Source organism: Cecembia calidifontis (genome assembly GCF_004216715.1).
GTDB lineage: Bacteria > Bacteroidota > Bacteroidia > Cytophagales > Cyclobacteriaceae > Cecembia_A > Cecembia_A calidifontis.
Map to the genome: position 1 here is coordinate 52,141 of NZ_SGXG01000001.1, position 23,735 is coordinate 75,875.

The following is a 23,735-nucleotide window of genomic DNA, read 5'->3' on the forward strand; positions in this document are numbered from 1 at the left end:
GGAATGAATTCAAGTCCTTACAAAAGTTTTCTGGAAAAGCTATTATTTCTGTATCTTCCGATATGAAATTTCGCTTCACCTTCCTGATTTTACTTTTAGCTTTGGAAAGCTCCGCACAAAGTCTTTTTAATGGAAAAGACCTTAGCGGTTGGTATATGGATGTACCCGAACTTGATAAAGACGCTTCCTTGAGGAAGCCTTTTATCGTACGGGAAGGGATGTTGGTAAGTCTTGGGACACCATTAGGACACCTGATTACGGAAAAAGAATTTGAAAATTACCGCTTGGAAGTAGAATACCGCTTTCCGGGAGCGCCTGGGAATTGTGGCGTTTTGGTTCATGCTTCTTCCCACCGATTCCTCTATGACATGTTTCCCAAATCCATAGAAGTACAGATGATGCATGAAAATGCCGGAGATTTTTGGGTAATCGGAGAAGATATCCAAGTTCCTGAGATGGAAGCCCGAAGAGGTCCAAGGGAGAACTGGGGAGTAACTGAAGGAAAAGGACGGCGAATTCTTAACCTCACTGACGGCTCAGAAAAACCTTTGGGAGAATGGAACCGTATGCTGATCGAATGCCAAGGAGATGAGGTCAAAGTATGGGTAAATGGCGACCTGGTCAACCATGGTTTTGGAGCCACCGCCAGCAAAGGCAAAATCGCCATTCAGGCCGAAGGGGCAGAAGTGGAGTTTAGGAAGCTGGAACTGACAAAACTTTAAAATGCCACAAAGGCACCAAGTCACAAAGATCCGAAAAGAAAAGACCTTAGTACCTTAGTGTCTTTGTGGCAAAAATATTGGCTTTTCTTAATCAAATCAAAATCAACCACAAAAGTCAGAACTGCCATACTACCTAAAGCCTTGACAACAACCTTTCTTTTGTTTCCTTTTGTCACTGTTGTGGTTCAATAAAATCCAATGATTGATGGCTTTCCCTTTGATCTTCAGCCACAACTCTAATTGAAATTTTAACCACAAAAGCCCACAAAAGTCACAATAGCCAAAATATCCAAAGCATTAAAACAACATTTCTTTTGTTTCCTTTTGTCTCTGTTGTGGTTCAATAAAATCCAATGATTGATGGCTTTCCCTTTGATCTTCAGCCACAACTCTAATTGAAATTTTAACCGCAAAAGCCCACAAAAGTCACAATAGCCAAAATATCCAAAGCATTAAAACAACATTTCTTTTGTCCCCTTTTCTCACTGTTGTGGTTCAAAACAATGCCGTCACCTGCATCCTTCCGATATGCACCAGTCTGCCCAAACCCTCAGAGTTTCTTCCCTCATACACCATATTCATCTGTAATCCCTCCCCGATTTTTTGCAGCCAATTCAACGACCAGGTCACATTGTTCCCAGTAGTCAAAGCCTGTAACATCTCATATCCAGTAGGGGTATTGGCCTGTCCGTTATAATCAATATAGATGTACCTGAAGTTGGCATTGATCGTGGTTTTTATGGCCTTGGCAAACCTAAAGTCAAGACCAGCTTGGTGGATCATTGCTTTTTCATCAAACTCTGTATTGGCCTGATTCACTTTGTCCATATACTGGTACATGATGGTTGTCCTAAAAACATTGCTGGGCTGATAAGCGAATTCGGGACCATACCCATATTGCTGAATGGAATAATTGCGGTTGTCCAAAAAATCTGAATCGGCAATTCTCCTGCCCGATTGCCCTATCAAGCGTAAATTGAGATTTGGATTGATATTGTAACGCGTATTCAAGCGCCAATCCTTTTGTAACAAATCATCAAATCCTCCGGCCAGCAGTTGTTTGTTTTGACTGTCAAAAACTGACACATCAAAACCATACTTGGCAGAAGAACGGTTAAAGAAGAAAGAAGAACGGATCACCTGCCTGACCGAAATCAAGTCCTCATCCGCGAATCCCCCCACAAAAGGGTTGATCCTGTCCCAAAATTCATTGGAAGTAATCTTCTTCTCAATACTCAGGCTTGTAGTATTGGAAAATTTCTGCAGAAACTGCTTCATCCCCCCTTCTTTTCTCCAGGAATCAGGAAATCTGGCATTGAGGCGATAATTAAAAATGGTTGTATAGGCCTGTACAAACTCAGTGGTAGGCACAAATACCTTTATAAAATTTTTCTCTTCCGGATTGAAGGCCAGGTAAAACTCATTCAACTGCTGAATCCCATCTCCATTGTCATCTCTCCAGGTATGGGTACCCTCTCCTGTAGGAACTGGAAGGAAGACAAACTCCCTGCGGAATTCCCTGCCATTGCCCAAGGCATAGCTGAGTTCGTTCCTTATTGCTCCCTTAGCCATTGTTCCCAAGTAATCCACCTTTCCCAAAACAGTGGTTTCTTTTTCTCCATCCAGCCTCAAAAATTCCAGTTCCCGGTAAGTAAAACTTGCGCTAAGGTCATGCCCTTTGAACCTCCTCTTCAATCCAAACATGGTCTGAAATGCTTCTGTATCAGGAGCCAAAATACCATTCACAGGAAAAAGATCTTCCCTAACTGAAGCATTGATAAAAAAAGAATAAGGCAAAGTATCGTTACTGTTAAGATAGGCCATATGCTCCACAAAGTTCATGGCGGTACTCACCACAGAATCCGTTTCCATGTTTCTGACCGCATTTCTATCGAGCATTAGCCGGTAACCGGGAACCAAAATTTTGGATCTATACTGAAAATCTCCGGTATATCTGAACCAATCGGAGTTGAGATTCCGGACATCTGAATCCAGCACAAAAAGCTCATTTTTAAGAAAAAACCTTCTTCCCAATTGCTGGTTGAATTTGGCCATATGCTGGGTTCCGGACTGAATGGCTCCACGGTTCCTAAAATTAAAGCGATAGCTCAATTCATTATGCTGGTCCTTCATGAACCCGAAACCGGCATTAAAGATCCGCTCATGTCCAGCTTCCAGCATATCCTCTCTGCTCAAGCTCCAGTCCCGGTCAAATTCTATATACCGTAACCGGTCAATGAAGCTGAAATTATCCGAGTTATATTCAAATTCCGTCAGGGCATTGAAGCGGTAACCCTTTAACTTTTCCAAGGGTCTATTTTCTGAAACAAAGCCTGACTTGATACCAAAGCCATTGTTGGTTTCATTATCAATTTCAGAAAACAGGTTTTGGTCCACGTTGGAGAAAGCCATTTCTGTATAAACCTGCTCAAATGAACTGAGCCTTACCCTGGCGCCCGTAGTGAACATCTGTTTTTTATTGGGAGCTGGAAGAGGGGATAAGATGGAATAATTCCCTTGGGGCACACCATTGACCCTAGGTCTGAACACAAATACCGGCCCATTGGCCAATTGCCGGTCCCTCACATAATCCCCATTACCTTGTCCAACTTCCGAGAATCCGATGGCAAAATGGGTCTGCTCTGGATCAGTTGAATATTCATAAAAAACTATGGGATTGCCTTGATCATCTACATCCAGTACCCTCCTGTACAATACACGGTTTGGATCAAAAGCTACAGAATCCACCCTTGGAACGGCAGCTGACTCTAAGTCATTCCCGACGGAGGCCAGCAGTCTTTTATCCGCATCGCTGAGTTCAAAAAAAAGCGGGCGGTTTCGGTTATCCATTTCCCTGTAAAAATTCATATACAAAGCAACCTTATCTGTTTCCTGAATATGGTTAGTTGTCAGGATAGACCGGGTAAAATTCCTTTCGGCATATTCATAATCTATCCTTATACGGGTATATTGGGTAATCAATACATTAGGGGTAAAAGTGATTTCCCCTTGGTTATAGTCTATGACATAATCGTAATTAAAGCCCCTTTGCAGCTGCTTACCATCTAGGAAAACCCTTTCGGAATTGGCCATGATGATCACAAAGCGCTCGTTCTGTGGCCCGGGAATCCGATAAGGCCCAAGAGTACCCTCAGTAACTTCCAAGTTTATGGAAGCAAATTTACCCTTTGCCACAGAAGCCGCAGCCTGGGTGGAAGCTTTCCATTTATCTCCTATCGCATATTTAGTCGTCAACTGCGCCCCTTGGACATTTTTATAATGCCGAAGAAACTCTGATTTACGCTGTTGCAATACCACATCCCCCGCTGCCAGGTTAAACCGCTCATTGTAAAGCTCCACCAGTACATTATCAAAATCCTGTAATTGTTGGGTATTGCCTTCCGGTTGAAAAGGTACATTTTGATCAGTAATGCTTGCCCTGATATTCAGATTCTCCGAAAGCTCACCGTTCATTTGCAGATTCAAAGAGGAATTGACAAATAAATTCTGAGTATTACCGAATGAAATCCCTCTGGTAAGGTTTCCCGATTTGTTGAGGTTGGTGGACGGGAACAATTCCTCCCTAAAATCAAACAGAGGAGAAGCGGCCATCCTCCTATCTTTGAAATAGGCCATGGAATCGTAATCTGCCAAGAGGGTTCTTTTCGCCACCCTTTCATGAAAAGCAATCGGTATAGTTCGATAACAGATCAGCAAAGAATCTGGTCTATTAACATCAGGGAAATGTATCTTTATGATACCCGAACCAAGATGATAGGAAAAATCATATGCTCTTTCCTTGCTATCTGTAATGCGGATGGTTTCTTCCAGAACAGATAAAGAATCTAAAATAAAAGTTTGGGCTGCGAGTTCTCCTGAGATTGTTTTACAGGTTTCAGTCTGGGCACTTGCCCATTTACCGAAGCTTGTAAGGCACAAAAGGAAAATTAAAATGGCACTAACCCTAAGCATATTCACACACAAAATACATACTAAGGTAAATTTTATGGATGAAGAATTAAAATCAGGGAGTTAGCCTACAGAAAAATTGAAATCGTATCCTGAAAAAATCAGTTGACCAGATCAAAAGACAAGAAGAAAGAAGTGCCCTTTCCCAATTCCGTTTCAAACCAAATACGACCACCGGCAGTTTCAACACCTCTTTTGGCAATCGCAAGGCCAAGCCCAGACCCCTCGGATTTGGTGCTGAAATTTGGAATAAAAATCTTGTCCTTTAATTCTTCAGGAATTCCTTTTCCATTGTCCTGGATTTCCAAAATCACTTGCCCTTCCTCTTCTTTGAGACGGACTTTGATCTCAGGTTTATCGGGTTCTTCAACAGCCTGTATACCATTGATGATCAGATTGGAAATAACCCTTCCAAACAGATGGTCGTCCCCCATAATCTTAAGCCTGTCCGAGTGGCTCAAATCTTCAAAGCTGATCGTACCTTTCTCCCTATTTTTGAATAACTCCAATGTATCCTGAACCACCTTTCGGAAATCCATCAATTCATTCTTTGGAAGCGGCATTTTTGCAAAAGTGGAGAACGATGTAGCTATATCACTTAAGGTGTCTACCTGATGGATCAATGTTTCAATCGGCTTCTTAAGTTTTTTGGGGTCATCTATTTTTCCCTCTGACTGCAACCTGAGCAGATGTTGCAGGGTCAGTTTCATCGGGGTCAGGGGATTTTTGATCTCATGGGCCACCTGTTTGGCCATCTCTCTCCAGGCAGACTCTTTTTCTGTACTGGCCAGGACATTCTTACTGGCCTCCAGTTTGAACAACATGTTATTATACTCATTGACCAAAAGTCCAATTTCATCCTTAGCCGGCCAATACATAGGCTCGTTATTATCCAGATCCGTAGCTTTAAGTTTTTGGGTCAAAAGCTTGAATGGGAAGGTCAGATTTCTGGAAACAAAATAGGAGACAAAAAGGAACATGATGAACACCAGCACGAAGATGTTCAGGATGTTACTGAGCACATCTGCGATCAATAAATCCAGCTCACTTTCTGATTCAAAAAACGGAATGGCCACAATAGCTTTTATTTCCTGTCCATCCGTGGACCTTACCGCTGCATATACCGTCTTATAATTCAATGAGCCTACCCTTTCCTGTAAAAGCACCAGGTTGTTTTGACCTTCCACTACCTCCACAATGGCCATGGGGTTAATGTATTTGGTGAGGATGCGTTTATCAAAAATATTGGGCTGAGAACTTGCCTTAAGATATCCTTCCTTCTCATAGACATTGATTTCCAGATTGGTCGTCCCGGACAGACTATTGACAGCTTCAAAGAAATCATCCCTATCTGCTACACCGGCCAGTTGTTTTTCCATAATGGCAGCGAGGTTATCTTTAATCAAAGTCGCCTTCTGAAAATACTGCCTGTGAAGCTCTTCCTGATAAGAATTGGTCAAAAGCCCTAAAATAATTGCGGATATGATCAGAATAGGGAAAAAGAAAGCAAAATTCAGGTACATCTGCAACTTAGTGGCATAATTGAATTCGAAGGTTTTCAGTCCCCTGATCAACGCATACACCAACAGACTGACTAAAGTCAGCAGAATAAAGGAAAGGAAAAACAAGGAAATATCTGCCAGGATGTAATAAACAGGATAAAGAGGGGAAGATACTATGATGACTTTGTCCTCATTTTTCACCCCTAAATGGTGGTATTTTTTCCTGTAAATTCCGGACTTATATAGTCCGGGAAGATCAAGCAATTCATAAAAATCAGCTGCCCGATAATTAAAAACCCCCACAGCATATTGAAGCACCCCATCCTGAAAAAGTGCATAATTATAATTTTTGTCATTCAGTGTGGCAAGATAATTCCTATCCATGAGAAGCTTGGGAAATACCGCTCCCGGAAGAATTCTGAGTTGCTTCAATTCCAAATAAACAGTACCTATAAATACGTCATCCTTATAGAGCGGGATAAAAGCAAAGTACTGGTTACTGGCACCTTCCTCATTCCCTTTAATAAAATAAAGGTCCCTTACAGAGGTAGCATAATCACTTTTAACATAACTGAACCGCACAGACTCCAGGTTTTCCTCATCATTTCTTATCAAAATATTATCTCCAGCAGCATTGAACACCTTCACCTTAAGTGCATATTGGTCAAAGTAAGGTGTCATATGAATCCTTCTTATCTTCCGCTCTATGGGTTCCTTGGACTGGAAAGGGTCTGTTATTGCATTTTTAATAAAAAGGTCTTCACGGATCCTGTTCATGATATCCGATAGGAAAAACTCAGCCATGACATCATTTTCAATCAATTGCTGGGTACCAAACCTGGTTTTTGACTGCAATTGTTTTTTCAAATACACATCATGAACAGCAATGCCCGCAATTATGGCTGTAATCAGACAAGCAAAGAAGAAGGTCAAAAAGGTATTTAATCCCAACTTGAAAATATTCTTATGAAGATCGAAGGAGATGATGGAAACAAGAAATATGACATGGGCTAAAAACGCCAAAAGATGGACCCAATTGATCCATGCCAATAAAATAATGATAGGGGAAGCAAAAATGACAAGTACTTTGAGTGCATAGGTCTTTTCTTCCATACCATGGTTCAGTACCAGACTCAATCCTAAAATCGAGAAAAGCACATAAGCTCCGGCACCAAAGAAAATGATCAACAAGCTGATTCCTTTCAGGTAATCCATTGAGGGAAGGCTAAGAATATTGAGCTCCCACTGGGAATTGCTCAGGATATCGATATACAGCCCATAAAATGCGACCAACAGTAATAGAGCCCCTGTATAAAGCAAGACATAAAAAAACCATTTACTGAATCTTTCCTGTACTTTTTTAAACTTAAGTAAAAACCCTTCTTTCCTAAATAGCCCCAAAATCATCGCCAGGATTACAGCAAGGCAAATAACGTTAAGCAAGAGATCCCCCAGACTCGGGTTGAACCAGGAAGAAGCATACTTGCTGGAGTCGAATAATTCATAATCAAAATAACCCTGAGGAAAGTCAAAAAAGAGCATAAATCCCCTTATAGAAAATAAAGTGCCTGCCGTGTACAAAATGGCCAGACTTTCCTTCCCCTTGAACCAGATCGTTTTGACAAATCCATAGCCTAAAATCAAAATGAGCAAAAGGAGAGAAAAGAAAAAGACCAAAATGGCAATATTATTGGTTTGCTCAATAGGCTGGTATCCCTGTTCAAATTTAATAGAAAACAGGTACTCTCCTTTATCGCTTTCAAGGTCATAATACCCCTCCTCTCTACTGGGGGACAAACTCAAAAAGTCATTCCCAAAAAACTTTTTATTAAATCCTGTCTGCAGGAACTCATTCTGAATCTCCCTTTTGAAGAAAAAAGGATGCAGCTGAACCAGCCAAAACCCTTTTTCATTCCTTGTGAATCTCCTGACTTTGGAAAAATAAATCCCTTGCCTATCCTCATAGTAATAAGGATTAGCCATACCTCTAACCAGTTCAAAATCTGGGATAAAGGTAAAATCTGACCAATAAATCAACTCCCCATTTTCCCCGAAAATGTAGTAAGGATGTTTGGAGCTGATACTCATTTTTGAAAAAGAAATGGGGTCTTCGGGTCGGTTTTGCATCAAAAGATCGATAAAATCCTGATCAAATTCCTGAAGGATTTGATTGACCTTTTGATTGACTGATAAAAAGTATTTGTCAGAACTACCCTGCCCACTAATAAAAAAGTTGAGGGCAAGCAATAAGCCAATCCCCAAAACTGCCAATAGAAGGATAGTTCTTTTTCTCTTTAACATAGGAAGGATAAAAGTAAAAAAGCAAAGTTGGATAACCAACTTTGCCTTCTTTTATCAGAATTTATCTCCCTGGAAAACAAATTTTGCTTTTCGCTTTTTCGCTGCTCTATACCAGAGGAAACCTATTACCGCGGCAATAAGATAAGGCATCGCAAATAAATAAAGGATGCCTGCATTAAGTCCCGCCCCAATGGTTGTCTCCCCATTGCTCACGTTATTCTCTACAGTAGCCCTGCACATGGCGCATTGCGCATAAATCAAACTGACATTACTTAATAAGGCGATCAGCAGGGTCAACAATATCCGTTTAATAAGCTTCATCATAAGTTCAACGTCCCTTTCAATAAGGGGGGTTAGAAATTGTAGTAAGGACTGATCATCAGATAAACCAGTACGCCTGTGATGGTTACATACAACCAGATCGGATAAGCAAATTTAACAATTTTCCGGTGTTTACTCCTTTGATCTGTATACCCGTAGTAATAGGCAAGCAAAATAGGGAACAAGGCAATAGCCGCCAGAACAATATGGCTGATCAATATAAAATAATAAACCGGTCTGATCCATCCTTCACCTCCAAATGCGGTGCTTTCGGCACTGGCATGATAAATAACATATGAAACCAGGAAAACAGCTCCCAAAGCAAAAGCAACAGTCATGGATGCCCTGTGATAGGCTATGTTATTTTGTTTAATGAAGACCAATGCGGCTATCAGGGCCAGGGTAGCAGCTGTATTGATCACCGCATTCAAATGAGGTAGAAAATACACCCAATTACTGGCCACCTCAATTTTGGAGGGCATAAAGAGAAGCACTGCTACAACGATAGGCACAGCAATTGAAATTACTGTAATTAACCTCAAAACACCTTTACTTTCAGGCTGTTGAGCCAAACTATTATTTTCCATGTAACAATATTTTTGTTTCTAAAATCAAACGGTCCACTTCATCCCTATTGGTACCACTGTAATACCCTCTGATCCTTCCAAGTTCATCCACAAGAACGAATTTGTCACTATGTACAAAATCATCCGGTTCCCCATGACCATCAATGGTAGGCAAAATGAATCCACAACGCGCCAGGTTATAGATTTCTTCCTTATCTCCAGTCAAAAAGAACCACTTCCCTTGTATGGCATTGTGCCGGTCTGCATAATCTTTCAACACTTCCGGCGTATCATATTCAGGATCAATGGAAATGGAATAAATCTGTACATCCGGTTCGTTCCGAAATGCATCGTTTACACGTTCCATCTCAGTGGACATTACAGGGCAAATACTGGGGCAAGAAGTGAAAAAGAAATCCACTATAGTTAGCTTTCCTTCCATTTCCTCTCTACCTCTCAGGCCATTATCCTGAGTAGTGAATCGAAAATCGGGAATGTAATGCTGTCCCGACTCATTAAACTCACATTCTTGAAAAGGGTTTTCCACTCCGTCCTGAAATAATACTGGTATTTCATAATGATTGGTACCAAATGTCTTCAAAAACACAATAATGAGCACCGGGATCATCAAAATACAAATCAGAACAAGCCCTTGAAGTAATCTAATCGTACGCATATTTATCTTTACTACTAAACAAAAAATTAGGTTGAAGATTCACTCCCCAACCTATTTTTTTTAACTTTTATGGAAGCATTACCACCTCAAAAGGAAAATATCAGTTCCCTCTCTCATCAAAGCGATTACTAGCCATACAAGAAAGATCAATGGAACGATAATGGAATAGAACAGTGGCTTAGCTTCTTCTCCCAAGTGCATGAATTCCATCATGATATATTTTGCTTTCCAAATAGTTAGAGCAATGAAGATTAAGTACAAAAGGATTCCCCTATCCAACGTGAAAGCAAATACAAATTCAATGGAAGTAAGAATCAAAAGGATGAAAGCTGTCTTCCAAATCTTTTTTATTTTTTCCTCGTTTCTTGGGATAACCTCAAGCGTGGATTTATTTTCGTGTGAAGCCATATTATTGTCGTTTTAAGCCTTAGATCAAATAGAAGAATGTAAATACGAACACCCAAACCAAGTCAACAAAGTGCCAATACAATCCGATTTTTTCAACCATTTCGTAGTGGCCCCTTCTTTCATAAACTCCTACTGCCGTTTGATAGAAAGCCAAGAACAACAGGAACACACCAATAGTTACGTGGAAACCATGAAAACCGGTAATAAAGAAGAACAATTGTGCAAAGGCAGCAGGACCATACTCATTGATGAAAAGATTGGCACCATATACAGTCTCAGTTACTACCTGACCCATTTTATTAACAAATGTCATTTGAGAACCTCCGTCTGTACCATGGATAAAATGGGTCCATTCCCATGCCTGACAGCTTAAGAAGGTAATCCCTCCAAGCATGGTCCAAAGCAACCACTTAACAACATCTTTTCTGTCATTTCTGTGGCCTGCTTCCACAGCCAATACCATGGTTACAGAACTCATGATAAGGATAAAGGTCATCAGACCTACGAAAGCCAATGGAATATGAACACCATGGAAAAACGGTATGGCATCAAATACCAATTCCGGAATTGGCCAATATTCGTTAGAACCAATAAAGGTATCCTCAGGCCCTGCATATCCGGGATAACTGACCCTGATGGCAGCATATGCAATCAAAAAGGCAGCAAAAGTAAAGATATCGGAGAGTAAGAAAAACCACATCATCAGTTTTCCATAACTGGCTTTGAGTGGTTCGTTACCACCTCCCCAGATTCCTCTTTTAGGGCTCACGCCCACAGCAGTTGCAGTCGTTGACATATTGTTTGATTTAACTTTATTTTAAGTTTAATGATTCAATAATAAGAACATAAAGAGATAAAGCCAAAGCCCTCCTAAAAAATGCCAGTAGGTAACACACATTTCCATGGCATTCATATTTTTGGAATGGACTTTATATCTGAAGGACGAAATTAATACAATAATTAGAAATATCACACCACTGATCAAGTGGATTGCATGCAAACCGGTGAAAACATACAGGAAAGAGCCAGCAGGATTGCCTACAAAGTAAACATCTCTGTCCACCAAAGCTACCCAACTATACCATTGTCCCACCAAAAAAGCCAGTCCAAGAAGAACTGTAATGATCATTCCAATCTTCAATTTTTGAAGTTCATCTTTTTTGGCAGCCATATAGGCAAAATGCAAGGTGAAACTGCTCAGCACAATTATACCCGAGGTGTACCAAAATATGGAAGGCAAATCAAACTCCAACCAGTTACCTTCAGCCTGCCTAACGATGTATGCACTCGTCAGGGAAGCAAATATCATTACCACGGATACGATAAAAAGCCAAAGGGCAAACTTTTTCGGATGCATGGAGATGGGTTGCTCAGCTCCCTCTATATAGGCAAATTTTTCTTCCATAATTAGATTTTATCCAACATATATGCGATTTGGACAATCGGTAAATAAAGAAACGATCCAAACATAATCTTCAAAGCAGATTTCCTGGAACAATCTCTCATCAAGGAGAAGGTCTGAGCAAGGAACAGTACCCCGCATACCGTCGCCACAATTCCTGAATTGATGCCGGTTAGCCCAAAATAGGTTGGCAGCAAGCCCAAAGGAAGAAGGAACAAGGTATAGATCATGATCTGAATGGCAGTATTTAGATCCTTCTTGCCACCGCTAGGCAACAATTTAAATCCGGCTCTTTTATAATCTTCATCACTGACCCAAGCAATGGCCCAGAAATGAGGGAACTGCCAGATGAATTGGATACCAAACAAAATCAATGCTTCATGACCAATAAAACCCGTCGCAGCGGTCCAGCCCAATAATGGGGGCATAGCACCAGGAATCGCTCCTATAAATACGGCAATTGGGCCTACTCGTTTCAAAGGCGTGTACACAAAAATGTACAACACCATACTTAAAACCCCCAGAGCGGTAGTCAAAGGATTGGTAAAGAACCAAAGAATGGAGACCCCAAGCAAACCGATAAAGAAAGTGAACCAATAAGCTTCATTCAAAGAAATTTGATTTAATGGCAAAGGCCTGTTTTGGGTCCTTTTCATTAATTTATCAAGATCTCTTTCCATGATTTCATTGGCTGCACCTGATGCGCCAGTAATCAAAAAGCCTCCGGCTACCAGAGCAAAGAAACCAGACCAAGAAAAAAAGGTCCCTGAATCCCCAAGAATAAAGCCAAATGCTGCAGAGAAAGTAACCAATGCAGACAATCTGAATTTGATAAGCTCATAGTAAGCTTTTGCCCTCAAAGAAAGGATATCAAATAAAGATGCTTCGTAGCTATTTAAAGTTCTCATGAACTGATTTTTTCAAGACTTAATTTTTTCTGATCATTGAGTATTAAGAGAATCACAAACTGTATCCCGATAATCAATGAACCAAATAATAAATGCAGGGGCTGAATAAATGCCGGTATTGCAAAGTAAGCCATACCAACCCCCGTAATGATTTCAAATACTATTACCCCAAACAAGACCTGTGACCATTTGAATAAACTGACCTTCCTTAGGGTATATTTATAAATCTTGTAGAGAAAGACCAAGTGAATCCCCAATAGCAACAAGGAATAGGACCGGTGAATAAGGAAAGGAATACCCAGCATTGAAACCCATTCTTCGCGCATAAGATTACCCATTTGAAAGGCAACATGATCAATTTCTTCCCTGACTTGGGTACCAAGTACTATTTGAATCAGCATAAGTATAAAACCAACAAGCATAATGTTAAATAAACCATTAGGCTTTTCAGTCTTATATATTACCGGATAGGCAAGCCTATAAGAACGGTAGTGGATATACAACAAAAGGCAAACGATAAGCAAAGCAAGCACCATGTGCACAGTTATCATCCAGGGCAGAAGATTGGTTGATACAACAATAGAGCCTATCCAAGCCTGAAACAAGACAAGCAAAAGGTTGAATACAGACAAGGAAGGAATCCACTTATCCAAACTCCACAACGGAAATGAACGAACCATAGTGATCAATACCAATAAGCCGATCACAGCCCCGATCAACCTGTTTACATATTCTATCCAAGTCTTGACCGGATTGAACTCCTCCTCAATTAAGATAGTAGGGTCATTTTTTACCTCCTCGGCTTTTTGAACGAACCCTAGTTTATTCAATTGAGCTGCAAACTTTTCGTTTTTAGCAATTCTTTTTGCTAAGTATATCTCTTGATAATCATTTGGGAGCTGATCCACATGTGTTGGTGGAACCCAGCTCCCAAAACATTTAGGCCAATCAGGACATCCCATACCTGAACCGGTACTCCGGACAATCCCTCCGACTAATATTAGGAAATAAACAGCTATCACAGTGATTAACGAAATCCTGCGAAAGCTGCTTATTTTTTTAAGAATGCTTTGATTCATTGGCTACCAAATCCGCTTCTTCATCCGCTATAATTTCCTTCTCCAGTTTTACTAATTCTTGCTCGTGAGGCAGATTAGATTCAGGAGTAGCAGACAAAGGAACTGTCTGAGGAATAAAGTCCTCTTTAGCACCAGGCTTAGAATAATCATAAGGCCATCTGTAAACTGCTGGAATTTCTCCAGGCCAGTTACCATGTCCAGGATGTAATGGTGTAGTCCACTCAAGCGTATTGGATCTCCATGGGTTCAAAGAAGCGACCCTACCTCTATACATTGAATAGAAGAAATTGAACAAGAAGATAAACTGAGCAGCGAAAGTAATGATAGCCGCAGCAGACACAAACATGTTCAAATCAGTGTACATATTGGAGAATTCAAAACCAGTCCACGAGTAATATCTTCTAGGGAATCCGGCAATACCAATATAGTGCATTGGGAAAAACACCATATAAACCCCGATGAATGTCAACCAGAAGTGAACATAACCCAATCTGGCATCCATCATTCTACCAAACATTTTAGGGAACCAGTGATAAATACCTGCCACCATCCCAAAGAAGGAAGCAGAACCCATTACCAAGTGGAAATGTGCTACAACAAAGTAGGTGTCATGCAACTGAATATCAATAGCAGAATTACCTAAGAATATACCAGTAAGACCGCCAGAAATAAAGAAGGACACCAAACCAATGGAAAACAACATAGCTGGAGTAAACACAAGGTTACCTCTCCATAATGTTGTCAGGTAGTTAAATACTTTAACTGCAGAAGGAATAGCAATGATTAAAGTAAGGAACATGAAGATAGAACCCAAGAAAGGATTCATCCCCGACACGAACATATGGTGAGCCCATACCACGAATGAAAGGATGGTAATACCCAACATAGAAATGATCATGGCTTTATAACCGAAGATCGGCTTTCTGGAGTTTGTAGCAATAATTTCTGAAGTTATACCTAGTGCTGGCAACAAAACAATGTACACTTCAGGGTGACCTAAAAACCAGAATAAATGTTGATAAAGAACAGGGCTACCTCCAGTATTTGGCAAAGCTTCACCTCCTATATAGATGTCTGAAAGGTAAAAGCTTGTACCGAAACTTCTGTCAAATACTAAAAGCAATGCTGCAGAGAACAATACCGGGAAAGACAACAAACCAATAATTGCAGTCAAGAAGAAAGCCCAGATAGTCAAAGGAAGTCTTGAGAAAGACATACCTTTAGTCCTAAGGTTAATGACAGTGGTAATATAATTGATGCCCCCCAACAAAGAGGATGCAATGAAGAAGGTCATAGCGACCAACCACAAAGTCATTCCTAATCCCGAACCTGGCATAGCCTGTTCCAGAGCCGAAAGTGGCGGATATACTACCCACCCACCAGAAGCAGGACCTGTCTCAATAAATAAGGAGATGAACATGATCACACTGGAAACAAAAAACAACCAGTAAGACAACATGTTCATAAAACCAGAGGCCATGTCCCTAGCTCCGATTTGAAGAGGTATAAGGAAATTGGAGAATGTTCCACTCAGACCTGCAGTAAGCACGAAAAATACCATGATGGTACCGTGCATTGTAACTAAAGCAAGGTAAAACTCCGGATCAAGAGCGCCATCAGGAGTAATCCACCCACCTAGAATAGGTCTCAACCATTCTAAATTCATGTCAGGGAAACCTAACTGCAACCTGAATATCAATGATAACAAACCACCAATAATCGCCCAGAACATACCGGTAATCAAAAATTGCTTACCGATCATTTTATGATCTGTGGTGAAGATGTATTTGGTGATAAAATTATCGTGGTGCTCATGATCATGATGATCATGGCCCGTAGCACTGTGTGTAGCTGTGTGAGCTGTTGCCATAAAATGATAATTTAATTACTTGTATTCGCTGATAGTAATCTCAGCTAATTCTTTTAATTCCGCAGGAAGGTCAGCCACTAAAGCAGGGTTATTGACAATGTAAGGCTTTTGATCAGCTAACCATTTTCTATACTCCTCAGGCTCAACTACCCTGATTTCTTTTTTCATAGAGAAGTGTCCTCTACCGCAGATCTCTGTACATGCAATCTCATATATAAATTCAGGATCGTTCAATTCCGCACGCATTTCCTCGGTAGTTTTGGTAGCCGTAAACCAAAATCTGGTAGGCATTCCCGGAACAGCGTCCATTTTCAATCTCATATGTGGAGCAAACACCGAATGTAAAACATCTCTTGCCCTGATTTTGAATAAAACGGGCTCGCCTTTTGGGATAACAACAACAGGAGAGGAGAAATCATCTAGCGCATTTTTATCTGAAAAATCCACACCTGAAATATTGTTTGCATTGATTAACCTGTAATCATGCTCTCCCAAAGTATTGTCTAATCCAGGATACCTTACTTCCCAGGCAAACTGATAGCCCATTATTTCTACAACATGAGAATTCTCAGGTGCAGGAGCAGTAATATCAGACCAAGCTCTCCAACCTCCGATAACCAATAGCGCCAATACTACAGCAGGCACAGTTGTCCAGATAAGCTCAAGTTTGTTGTTTTCAGGATAGAAAGAGGCCTTTCTATCTTCCTTATATTGGTATTTGTAAGGAAACCAAAACAAGAGAATATGGGTAATGATGAAAACAATACCCGTCACCGCCATAGTAATCCAGAACAATTGGTCTGTAACTACACCGTGTTCAGAGGCAACTGGAAGATTATAGTTGTCGAATTCTTTGATAGAATACCAAAACAACAGGACAGTTGCTCCTACAAGGAACAGGACAAACATGATCGCGTTTACTTTGTTGCTTCCGGTTGCGACTTTTTTGTCACTCCCTTTCACAACTGAAACTAAAGTCTGTATTCTGTAGACCATCCAAATAATGGACAACAATAACAGAACACCAACAGCTATAAGGAATCCGTACATAACGTTAACTTTTTCGGATAATTAAATATGATGATGATAACTTTCTTCCAACATAGGATGGTTCTTCGCAATAAGCGGTTTCTTGGCAAGGGCACCTAAAGCTACCAAAGTGAAAGCAGCACCATATACCAATAACATACCTATTTCCATCAAACCAAATCCACCATTGTGTCCCAAAGTACCAGGCTGAACCATCAAGAAGAAGTCAAACCAGTGTCCTAATATAATGATAGAACAAACAACTTTAAGGAAGATCGCATGCCTTTTTGCATCTCTAGTCATTAAAACTAAGAAAGGTAAGAAGAAGTTTAAAACTAGATTGACAAAAATGAACGGGCTATACACATCACTTTGCAGTCTCTCTACAAAATAAACTGACTCTTCCGGGATGTTGGCATAATAGATCAAAAGGAACTGTGAAAACCAGATATAAGTCCAGAATACAGAGAAAGCAAATACAAATTTACCAAGGTCATGGATATGGTTTTGGTTGACCATTTCCAGATAACCTTTGTCCTTCAAAAATACTACTATTAAGGTAATGGCAGAAAGACCAGCCACAAACCAGGAAGCAAATACATACCAACCAAACATGGTAGAGAACCAATGTGTATCGATTGACATTACCCAATCCCATGCTGCTACAGAAGAAGAAACAGCAAAGAACACGATAAACAAAGCGGACCAAGTTCTCAATTTTCTCCAGTAACCAGTACCTCCCTTGATGTCCTCTTCAAATGCCAAGGATTTCAATTTATTGAAGAAAAACACCCAGAACCCAAAGAACAAAAACATTCTGAGAATGAAAAAGATAGGAAAGGTACCTTTTTCCATTGGCCAATAGAAGAAACCGCCTTTACCATCAATGATTTTATCATATTCAGGACTGTTCTTATCAAATAAGTAGCTATGAGTCCAATGGAAAAGGTCATGATTGGCGATAAAGAAAGTTAGAATCATCAATCCTGCTGCGATTGGCAACCAGTTTCCAAAAGAAAGAGGAATTCTTAGGATAGCAGTAGACCATCCGGCCTGCGCTGCATACTGCAGGGCAAAAAAGAATACGCCAATAATGGCAATACCAGTGAAATAAACATTATTTATCCAAAGGTTAGCAAATAATCTTTGATACCAATGGAATGCATGTCCACCAGCCTCCTCAGCATGATCATGGCCACCACCCACCATAGCAGTAATTATTCCAACAGCAAGGATAACAGCTCCGATTACCAAAACAGTCATTATCGACTTCTTCAGCGTAGCTGTGAACTCGAATTTTTGATCCAAATTATAGTTTGTAGTACTATGTGCCATGATTATTGTTTCTGAATTTCTTGTTTGACATAGTGAACAATTTTCCAAATTCTCTCTTGAGAAATCTGAGAACCATGAGCTCCCATTCTCCCTTTACCTTTCATAATCACATGGAAGATATGGCCTTCAGGAAGGTCTATATATGCTCCTCCTTTAAGGTTGGCAACACCGCCTACCCTTTCTCCGGCTTTGCCATCTCCTTCACCGTTTTGACCATGGCAAGTAGAGCAATACTGAGTGTACAGGACTTTACCTTCTGCCAGAACCTGATCAGTCAATTCAATTGGATTTTGGTTTTTTGCCGCCTCTTCCAATTCAAAAGCCTTCAGTCTGTAAGGCAATGATCCGTCTTTTGTTCTGGGAACGGTACCTTCTACAGGTTCCCTCATATTCATACCATGAGGGTTATTGATATTACTGTTAAAGAATTCTCCTTTACCATCTTCCCTGCTGGATAGCCAGGAACCTTCTTGTTCATTCTGGATTTGGGACAAAGGCTCGTAGGCAACAGAGTTGTACATTTGGGGAGCATATTCATAACCGGGATGGTCTCCGGAAGCACCACAGGAAGCCAATCCAAAGGAGAGTCCTGCCAAAGCAATTACGTATATAGAATATTTTATTTTCATGACTTCTATTTACCTATTCAAAACTTTTTTTATTGACTTCTGTAGCACCAGAGTTTTTCAGTACCTCAGCAATTTTATCTTCACCTAAGGAAGCATTTGCCGCCAAATCAATGGCCATCACATGCTTGTCGTCAGTTATTCTCAAATCAAAGATTCTAGGCTGACCCCAAGGCTTCAAATTACTGGACACCATAAATACACCAACCATACCGAATGCCGCCAATAACACGGTCAATTCAAAGGTTACAGGGATAAAGTCTGGAAAAGCTGCATAGTCTTTACCACCAATAATCATTGGCCAGTCAAATCTCATCATGTAAAACTGCATGGTCAATGCAAGAGAAGTACCAAGCAGACCAAAAAGGAAAGCTGCTATAGGTAATCTACTTCTTTTATAACCTAATGCCTCATCAAGACCATGAACTGGAAAGGGAGAGTAAACTTCGTGGATTTTGACACCACTTTCTCTCACTTTGGAAACTGCATCTAACAATACATCCTCATCGTCATATACACCGAGGACAAAGTTTTTATCTCTTTCCATGCTCTTATTTATTTACTTTTTCAGATGAAGATTTAACAATAGATTTTACCTCTGCCATGTTGATCACAGGGAAAAACTTAGCAAACAACAAGAATAAGGTAAAGAACAAACCGAATGTAAACAGATAAACTCCGATATCTGCCCAAGTTGGGGAGAACATAGCCCAAGAAGAAGGCAAGAAGTCTCTGTGCAAAGAAGTTACAATGATTACAAAACGCTCAAACCACATCCCTATATTCACCACGATGGACAAAAGGAAGGTAGCTACAATTGAGGTTCTGATCTTCTTGAACCAGAATAGCTGTGGGGAAATCACATTACAGGTCATCATGGACCAATAAGCCCACCAGTACGGGCCAAATGCTCTGTTTACGAATGCATACTGTTCAGCAGCTACACCAGAATACCATGCGATGAAGAATTCAGTAATGTATGCAATACCTACAATGGATCCAGTGATGATGATTACTATGTTCATCAATTCAATATGGACAATGGTAATGTAATCTTCCAGCTTAAATACTTTCCTGGTGATGATCATCAAGGTCAATACCATGGCGAAACCGGAGAAAATAGCGCCGGCAACGAAGTATGGAGGGAAGATAGTAGTATGCCAACCTGGAATAACTGAGGTCGCAAAATCGAAGGATACGATGGTATGTACAGAAAGTACAAGGGGGGTTGCCAAACCTGCAAGAATAAGTGCTACTGACTCATATCTGCTCCATGTTTTTGCAGCTCCGTCCCAACCAAAGGCCAGAGCACCATAGATGGTTTTTCGGATTCCTGTAGCCCTGTCTCTAATCGTAGCAAAATCAGGGATCAAACCGATATACCAGAATACTAAAGAAACAGAGAAATAAGTCGAAATCGCAAATACGTCCCACAAAAGAGGTGAGTTAAAGTTTACCCACAAGGAGCCAAAGGTATTTGGTAGAGGAAGTGCCCAATAGGCACCCAACCAAGGACGGCCCATGTGAATAATTGGGAACATCGCGGCACAGATAACGGCGAAGATCGTCATCGCTTCAGCAGCTCTGTTAATAGCCATTCTCCATTTCTGTCTGAACAATAAAAGTACAGCAGAGATCAAAGTACCGGCGTGACCAATACCGACCCACCACACGAAGTTGGTGATATCCCAAGCCCAACCGATAGTTTTATTGAGCCCCCACATTCCGATACCTTCCCAGAGGGTGGCCACTAGGGCAAGCCCTCCCAAGACAAGCACGCCCACTGAAACCAAAAGAGCGAGGAGCCAAGCCATACTTGGCTTGCCCTCTACTTGTCTTGAGATATCATGGGTAACATCTTTTAAGGTTTTTCCGCCTGTAATTAGCGGCTCGCGTACGGATGAAGTAACCTGCATATCTTATTATATTAATTTTTACGCTTCTGATTTATCCTTATTTCTGATTTTGGTGAAATACCACACGTTTGGACTCACATTGATTTCTTCCAAGACATGGTATGCTCTTTCTTCATTTACTTCTTTAATAGCAGAAGTGGTATCTTCCTGAATTTTGAGCATCTGAGTGATCTTGCTGTTTGGATCATTCATATCACCGAATACAATCGCATTGGTAGGACAAGCTGTAGCACATGCAGTATTGATGTCCCCATCCTGTACTTTTCTACCCTCTTTCTTAGCAGTAAGCTTACCGGCCTGAATTCTCTGAACACACATAGAGCATTTTTCGATAACACCTCTAGCCCTTACGGTTACATCAGGATTCAGCACCATTTTACCCAAATCATCGTTTTGGGCTACGTTCACTGCTGCGAATTCTTTATTGTCATGGTATTTGAACCAGTTGAACCTTCTGACTTTGTACGGACAGTTGTTGGCACAATACCTTGTACCGATACATCTGTTGTAGGTCATTTGGTTAAGACCTTCTGAAGAGTGGGTAGTAGCAGCAACCGGACATACCGTCTCGCAAGGAGCGTTGTTACAGTGCTGGCACATCATCGGCTGGAAGGTAACCTCAGGATTATCAGCAGCCTGCTCTAATTCTTTGTTGCTGCTCGCTCCTTCGGGAGAGGAATAATACCTGTCAATCCTGATCCAGGCCATTTCTCTTCTATTGAGAACTTCCTGCTTTCCTACAACCGCCACGTTATTTTCAACTTGGCAAGCCACAGTACAAGCTCCACAACCAATACAGGAGTTCATATCAATAGCGAGACCCCAGTGATGCTGGCTATATTGATGGCCTTTCCACAGGGAAATTTTGGATGGCTTTACAAATTGACCTTCTTTATAAATTTGTGGTTTGTACCTGCCAGCGCTGGCATCCTGTTTGTACTCAGAAAGGGTAGCCTCCTGAATTACAAATTCCCTACCCATATAAGTCTGATGGGTTTGGGTTTGAGCGATCCTGTAGGTATCAGAAAGAAGCTCTACGCTAACACCTTCTGTAATATCATAATTCACAAATCCATTGGAGCTGTCCAATAATTCATAGGCGTTGACACCAACACCATTGGCAACCCTACCGGCTTTGCTTCTTCCGTATCCTAGGGCAAGACCAACAGTTCCCTGTGCCTGACCTGGTTGAACCAATACAGGAACAATCAGAGATTTGTTCCCAACAGTGATTTTAGCTTTTCTGGTCGCTCCCTCAACCATCTTTAGACCATTTTCATTGGCCCATTTTTGAGAAACGGTAAGGTAGTTATCCCAAGTCGCTTTGGAAATCGGGTCAGACATTTCCTGCAACCATGGGTTATTGGAATGAGTACCATTACCTATACCGACTTTTGTATAAACAGCAAGTTCTACTCCGGCATTATCAGCTTTATAGGCCTTGGCAACAGCAGAAGCAGCAGCCGCTACATCTGCATTACCACTGATTGCGGTAGAAGTTGAAGAGATAGAGTAAACACCATTAAACAATGACCTATCCCAGAATTCCTGGAAATTAGAAATATCAGACTGGGTAACAAATAAGTTTGACTTCCAATTCTCCTGCAAGAAATCATAATAATTCGTACTGTTTCCAGCCCAAATCAAGAAAGATTCCTGTGCCTGTCTTGTATTAAATAAAGGAGAAATAGTAGGTTGTGATAAACTGTACTCGCCTTTTCTTGGGTTAAAATCATTCCAAGATTCTAGATAATGATGATCTGGAGCAACATATTGTACCAAGGAAGCTGTTTCATCCATGGTACCATTGGTAGCAATCGAAACTTTAGCTTTAGAAATGGCTTCAGCGATTTCCGCTCCTTTAGCATGGTCATATACAGGGTTACAGTTGTAGAAAACAACAGCACCCACACGACCACCTTTAAGGTCAGCAATAAATTGGTTCATTTTTGTATCATCACCTTTTCTAAAGTGAGATGGTCTGGAGAAGTCAACAGTTACACCATTGTTTTCCAACAGATCATTGATGGCATTGATTACAACCTGAACATTCGGGTCATTTGAACCGGAAACTACGATGGATTTTCCTCTGTTTGCCCAAAGTTCCTTTGCAGCTTTATCCAGATATTCAATTTCAACCGCAGGCGCTGTTACCGTAGCAGCCCCAGCTTGCTTTGCGATAGCATTGTATAAGGCCAGCACAGCCAAACCACTCTGAGAAGGTTTGATAGGGGTTCTGTAGTCGGCATTGGCCCCGGCAAGAGAAAGATTGGATTCAAACTGGAAGTGACGGGACATTACCGGCTTCTCTTTGGTAATCTTTCTGCCCTGCGCATATTGCTTGGCAAATTCAATTGGAGAAATCCAAGTTCCCAAAAAGTCAGCACCAAAACTTACAATCACATTCGCTTTGGAGAAATCATAAGTTGGCAACATGGCAGTACCATAAGTCAGTTCAGCAGCTTTGGTAATACCGTAGCTGGAAACAGGATCATAGGTGACGACTTCAGCACCACCAAAAGCAGCAGCAAATTCAGCTAAAGCCTTTTCAGTAGAAGGCGAAATAATAGTATTGGTAACAACTTTTACAGTTCCTGCTGAAGCTAATTTGGATTTAACTTCTGCATCAAGGGTAGTCCACTCTGACTTTTCACCATTGATGTATGGACCGCTAAGTCTTTGCTTGTCATATAAAGAAAGAACGGAAGCCTCCACAATCGCATTGGTTCCTCCTTTTGTTATTGGAGAAAGCTCATTTCCATCGATTTTGATAGGTCTACCTTCTCTTGTTTTCACAACTACGGCCGCATAATCACCGCCAGAAGCGAAAGTGGATGCATAATAGTTGGGAATAGATGGGTTTATATCAACAGGCTTATTTACATAAGGGATAGCCTTTCTTACCGGAGCCTCACAGGCAGCCAAAGATGCTGCAGCCAAACTGAAGCCCATTACTTTCAGAAAGTCTCTTCTGGAGGAACCATCCAAATTAGATGGACCCTCAGGAAACTCTCTTTCGGCATTTCTAACAAACGATTCATCGTTTGTCAATTCTTCTAACCCTTTCCAGTAGGTCTTTTTATTTTCTTTCATTGTATATTCAAG

The 23,735-nt window shown here is 40.9% G+C and carries 18 protein-coding genes; 1 reads left to right on the forward strand and 17 read right to left on the reverse strand.

The window, feature by feature from the left end; genetic code table 11:
• The first annotated feature begins 62 nt into the window (after nt 1–62).
• A complete protein-coding gene (locus BC751_RS00220; RefSeq protein ID WP_130273786.1) occupies nt 63–722 on the forward strand; it encodes a 3-keto-disaccharide hydrolase in 660 nt (219 codons plus the stop codon).
• Between the two features lie 495 nt (nt 723–1,217).
• Here the strand turns inward: BC751_RS00220 and BC751_RS00225 are convergent, their stop codons facing one another.
• The 17 genes from BC751_RS00225 to BC751_RS00305 form a co-directional block, all read right to left on the reverse strand.
• Nucleotides 1,218–4,694: a hypothetical protein gene (locus tag BC751_RS00225; RefSeq protein ID WP_130273787.1), complete on the reverse strand. Its 3,477-nt coding sequence runs from the start codon at nt 4,692–4,694 to the stop codon at nt 1,218–1,220.
• 98 nt (nt 4,695–4,792) lie between these two features.
• The gene (locus BC751_RS00230) at nt 4,793–8,494 is read right to left on the reverse strand and encodes a sensor histidine kinase (RefSeq protein ID WP_130273788.1); all 3,702 of its coding nucleotides are present in this window, start codon (nt 8,492–8,494) and stop codon (nt 4,793–4,795) included.
• A 54-nt stretch (nt 8,495–8,548) separates the two neighbouring features.
• Nucleotides 8,549–8,815 carry a hypothetical protein gene (locus tag BC751_RS00235; protein WP_423191589.1) on the reverse strand — a complete coding sequence of 89 codons (267 nt, stop codon included), beginning with the start codon at nt 8,813–8,815 and terminating at the stop codon, nt 8,549–8,551.
• A 32-nt stretch (nt 8,816–8,847) separates the two neighbouring features.
• Nucleotides 8,848–9,402: a DUF420 domain-containing protein gene (locus tag BC751_RS00240; RefSeq protein WP_130273790.1), complete on the reverse strand. Its 555-nt coding sequence runs from the start codon at nt 9,400–9,402 to the stop codon at nt 8,848–8,850.
• The gene (locus BC751_RS00245; RefSeq protein ID WP_130273791.1) at nt 9,392–10,057 is read right to left on the reverse strand and encodes an SCO family protein; all 666 of its coding nucleotides are present in this window, start codon (nt 10,055–10,057) and stop codon (nt 9,392–9,394) included. The genes BC751_RS00240 and BC751_RS00245 overlap by 11 nt, the downstream gene beginning before the upstream one ends.
• A 78-nt stretch (nt 10,058–10,135) precedes the next feature.
• Nucleotides 10,136–10,465, reverse strand: a complete 330-nt coding sequence (locus tag BC751_RS00250; RefSeq protein ID WP_130273792.1) for a cytochrome C oxidase subunit IV family protein — start codon at nt 10,463–10,465, stop codon at nt 10,136–10,138.
• A gap of 19 nt (nt 10,466–10,484) precedes the next feature.
• Nucleotides 10,485–11,261 carry a cytochrome c oxidase subunit 3 gene (locus tag BC751_RS00255; RefSeq protein ID WP_130273793.1) on the reverse strand — a complete coding sequence of 259 codons (777 nt, stop codon included), beginning with the start codon at nt 11,259–11,261 and terminating at the stop codon, nt 10,485–10,487.
• A 27-nt stretch (nt 11,262–11,288) separates the two neighbouring features.
• A complete protein-coding gene (locus BC751_RS00260; protein ID WP_130273794.1) occupies nt 11,289–11,870 on the reverse strand; it encodes a cytochrome c oxidase subunit 3 in 582 nt (193 codons plus the stop codon).
• A gap of 2 nt (nt 11,871–11,872) precedes the next feature.
• On the reverse strand, nt 11,873–12,775 hold the full coding sequence (gene cyoE / locus BC751_RS00265) for a heme o synthase (RefSeq protein ID WP_130273795.1): 903 nt from the start codon (nt 12,773–12,775) through the stop codon (nt 11,873–11,875).
• A complete protein-coding gene (locus tag BC751_RS00270; protein ID WP_130273796.1) occupies nt 12,772–13,854 on the reverse strand; it encodes a COX15/CtaA family protein in 1,083 nt (360 codons plus the stop codon). Before BC751_RS00270 ends, cyoE begins: the two co-directional genes overlap by 4 nt.
• A complete protein-coding gene (locus BC751_RS00275) occupies nt 13,835–15,724 on the reverse strand; it encodes a cytochrome c oxidase subunit I (protein WP_130273797.1) in 1,890 nt (629 codons plus the stop codon). Before BC751_RS00275 ends, BC751_RS00270 begins: the two co-directional genes overlap by 20 nt.
• Nucleotides 15,725–15,739: 15 nt before the next feature.
• Nucleotides 15,740–16,774 (reverse strand): cytochrome c oxidase subunit II, encoded by a 1,035-nt coding sequence (locus BC751_RS00280; protein WP_130273798.1) that lies wholly within the window; start codon nt 16,772–16,774, stop codon nt 15,740–15,742.
• Nucleotides 16,775–16,795: 21 nt separating this feature from the next.
• Nucleotides 16,796–18,088 (reverse strand): quinol:cytochrome C oxidoreductase, encoded by a 1,293-nt coding sequence (locus BC751_RS00285; protein ID WP_130273799.1) that lies wholly within the window; start codon nt 18,086–18,088, stop codon nt 16,796–16,798.
• Nucleotides 18,089–18,090: 2 nt separating this feature from the next.
• Complete coding sequence (locus BC751_RS00290; RefSeq protein ID WP_130273800.1) at nt 18,091–18,717, reverse strand: c-type cytochrome; 627 nt, start codon at nt 18,715–18,717, stop codon at nt 18,091–18,093.
• 13 nt (nt 18,718–18,730) lie between these two features.
• Complete coding sequence (locus tag BC751_RS00295) at nt 18,731–19,261, reverse strand: DUF3341 domain-containing protein (RefSeq protein WP_130273801.1); 531 nt, start codon at nt 19,259–19,261, stop codon at nt 18,731–18,733.
• Between the two features lie 4 nt (nt 19,262–19,265).
• Nucleotides 19,266–20,630, reverse strand: coding sequence for an NrfD/PsrC family molybdoenzyme membrane anchor subunit (gene nrfD, locus BC751_RS00300; protein WP_130273802.1), 1,365 nt, complete (start codon nt 20,628–20,630; stop codon nt 19,266–19,268).
• A gap of 18 nt (nt 20,631–20,648) precedes the next feature.
• Nucleotides 20,649–23,723 carry a TAT-variant-translocated molybdopterin oxidoreductase gene (locus BC751_RS00305; RefSeq protein WP_130273803.1) on the reverse strand — a complete coding sequence of 1,025 codons (3,075 nt, stop codon included), beginning with the start codon at nt 23,721–23,723 and terminating at the stop codon, nt 20,649–20,651.
• Nucleotides 23,724–23,735 lie beyond the last annotated feature (12 nt).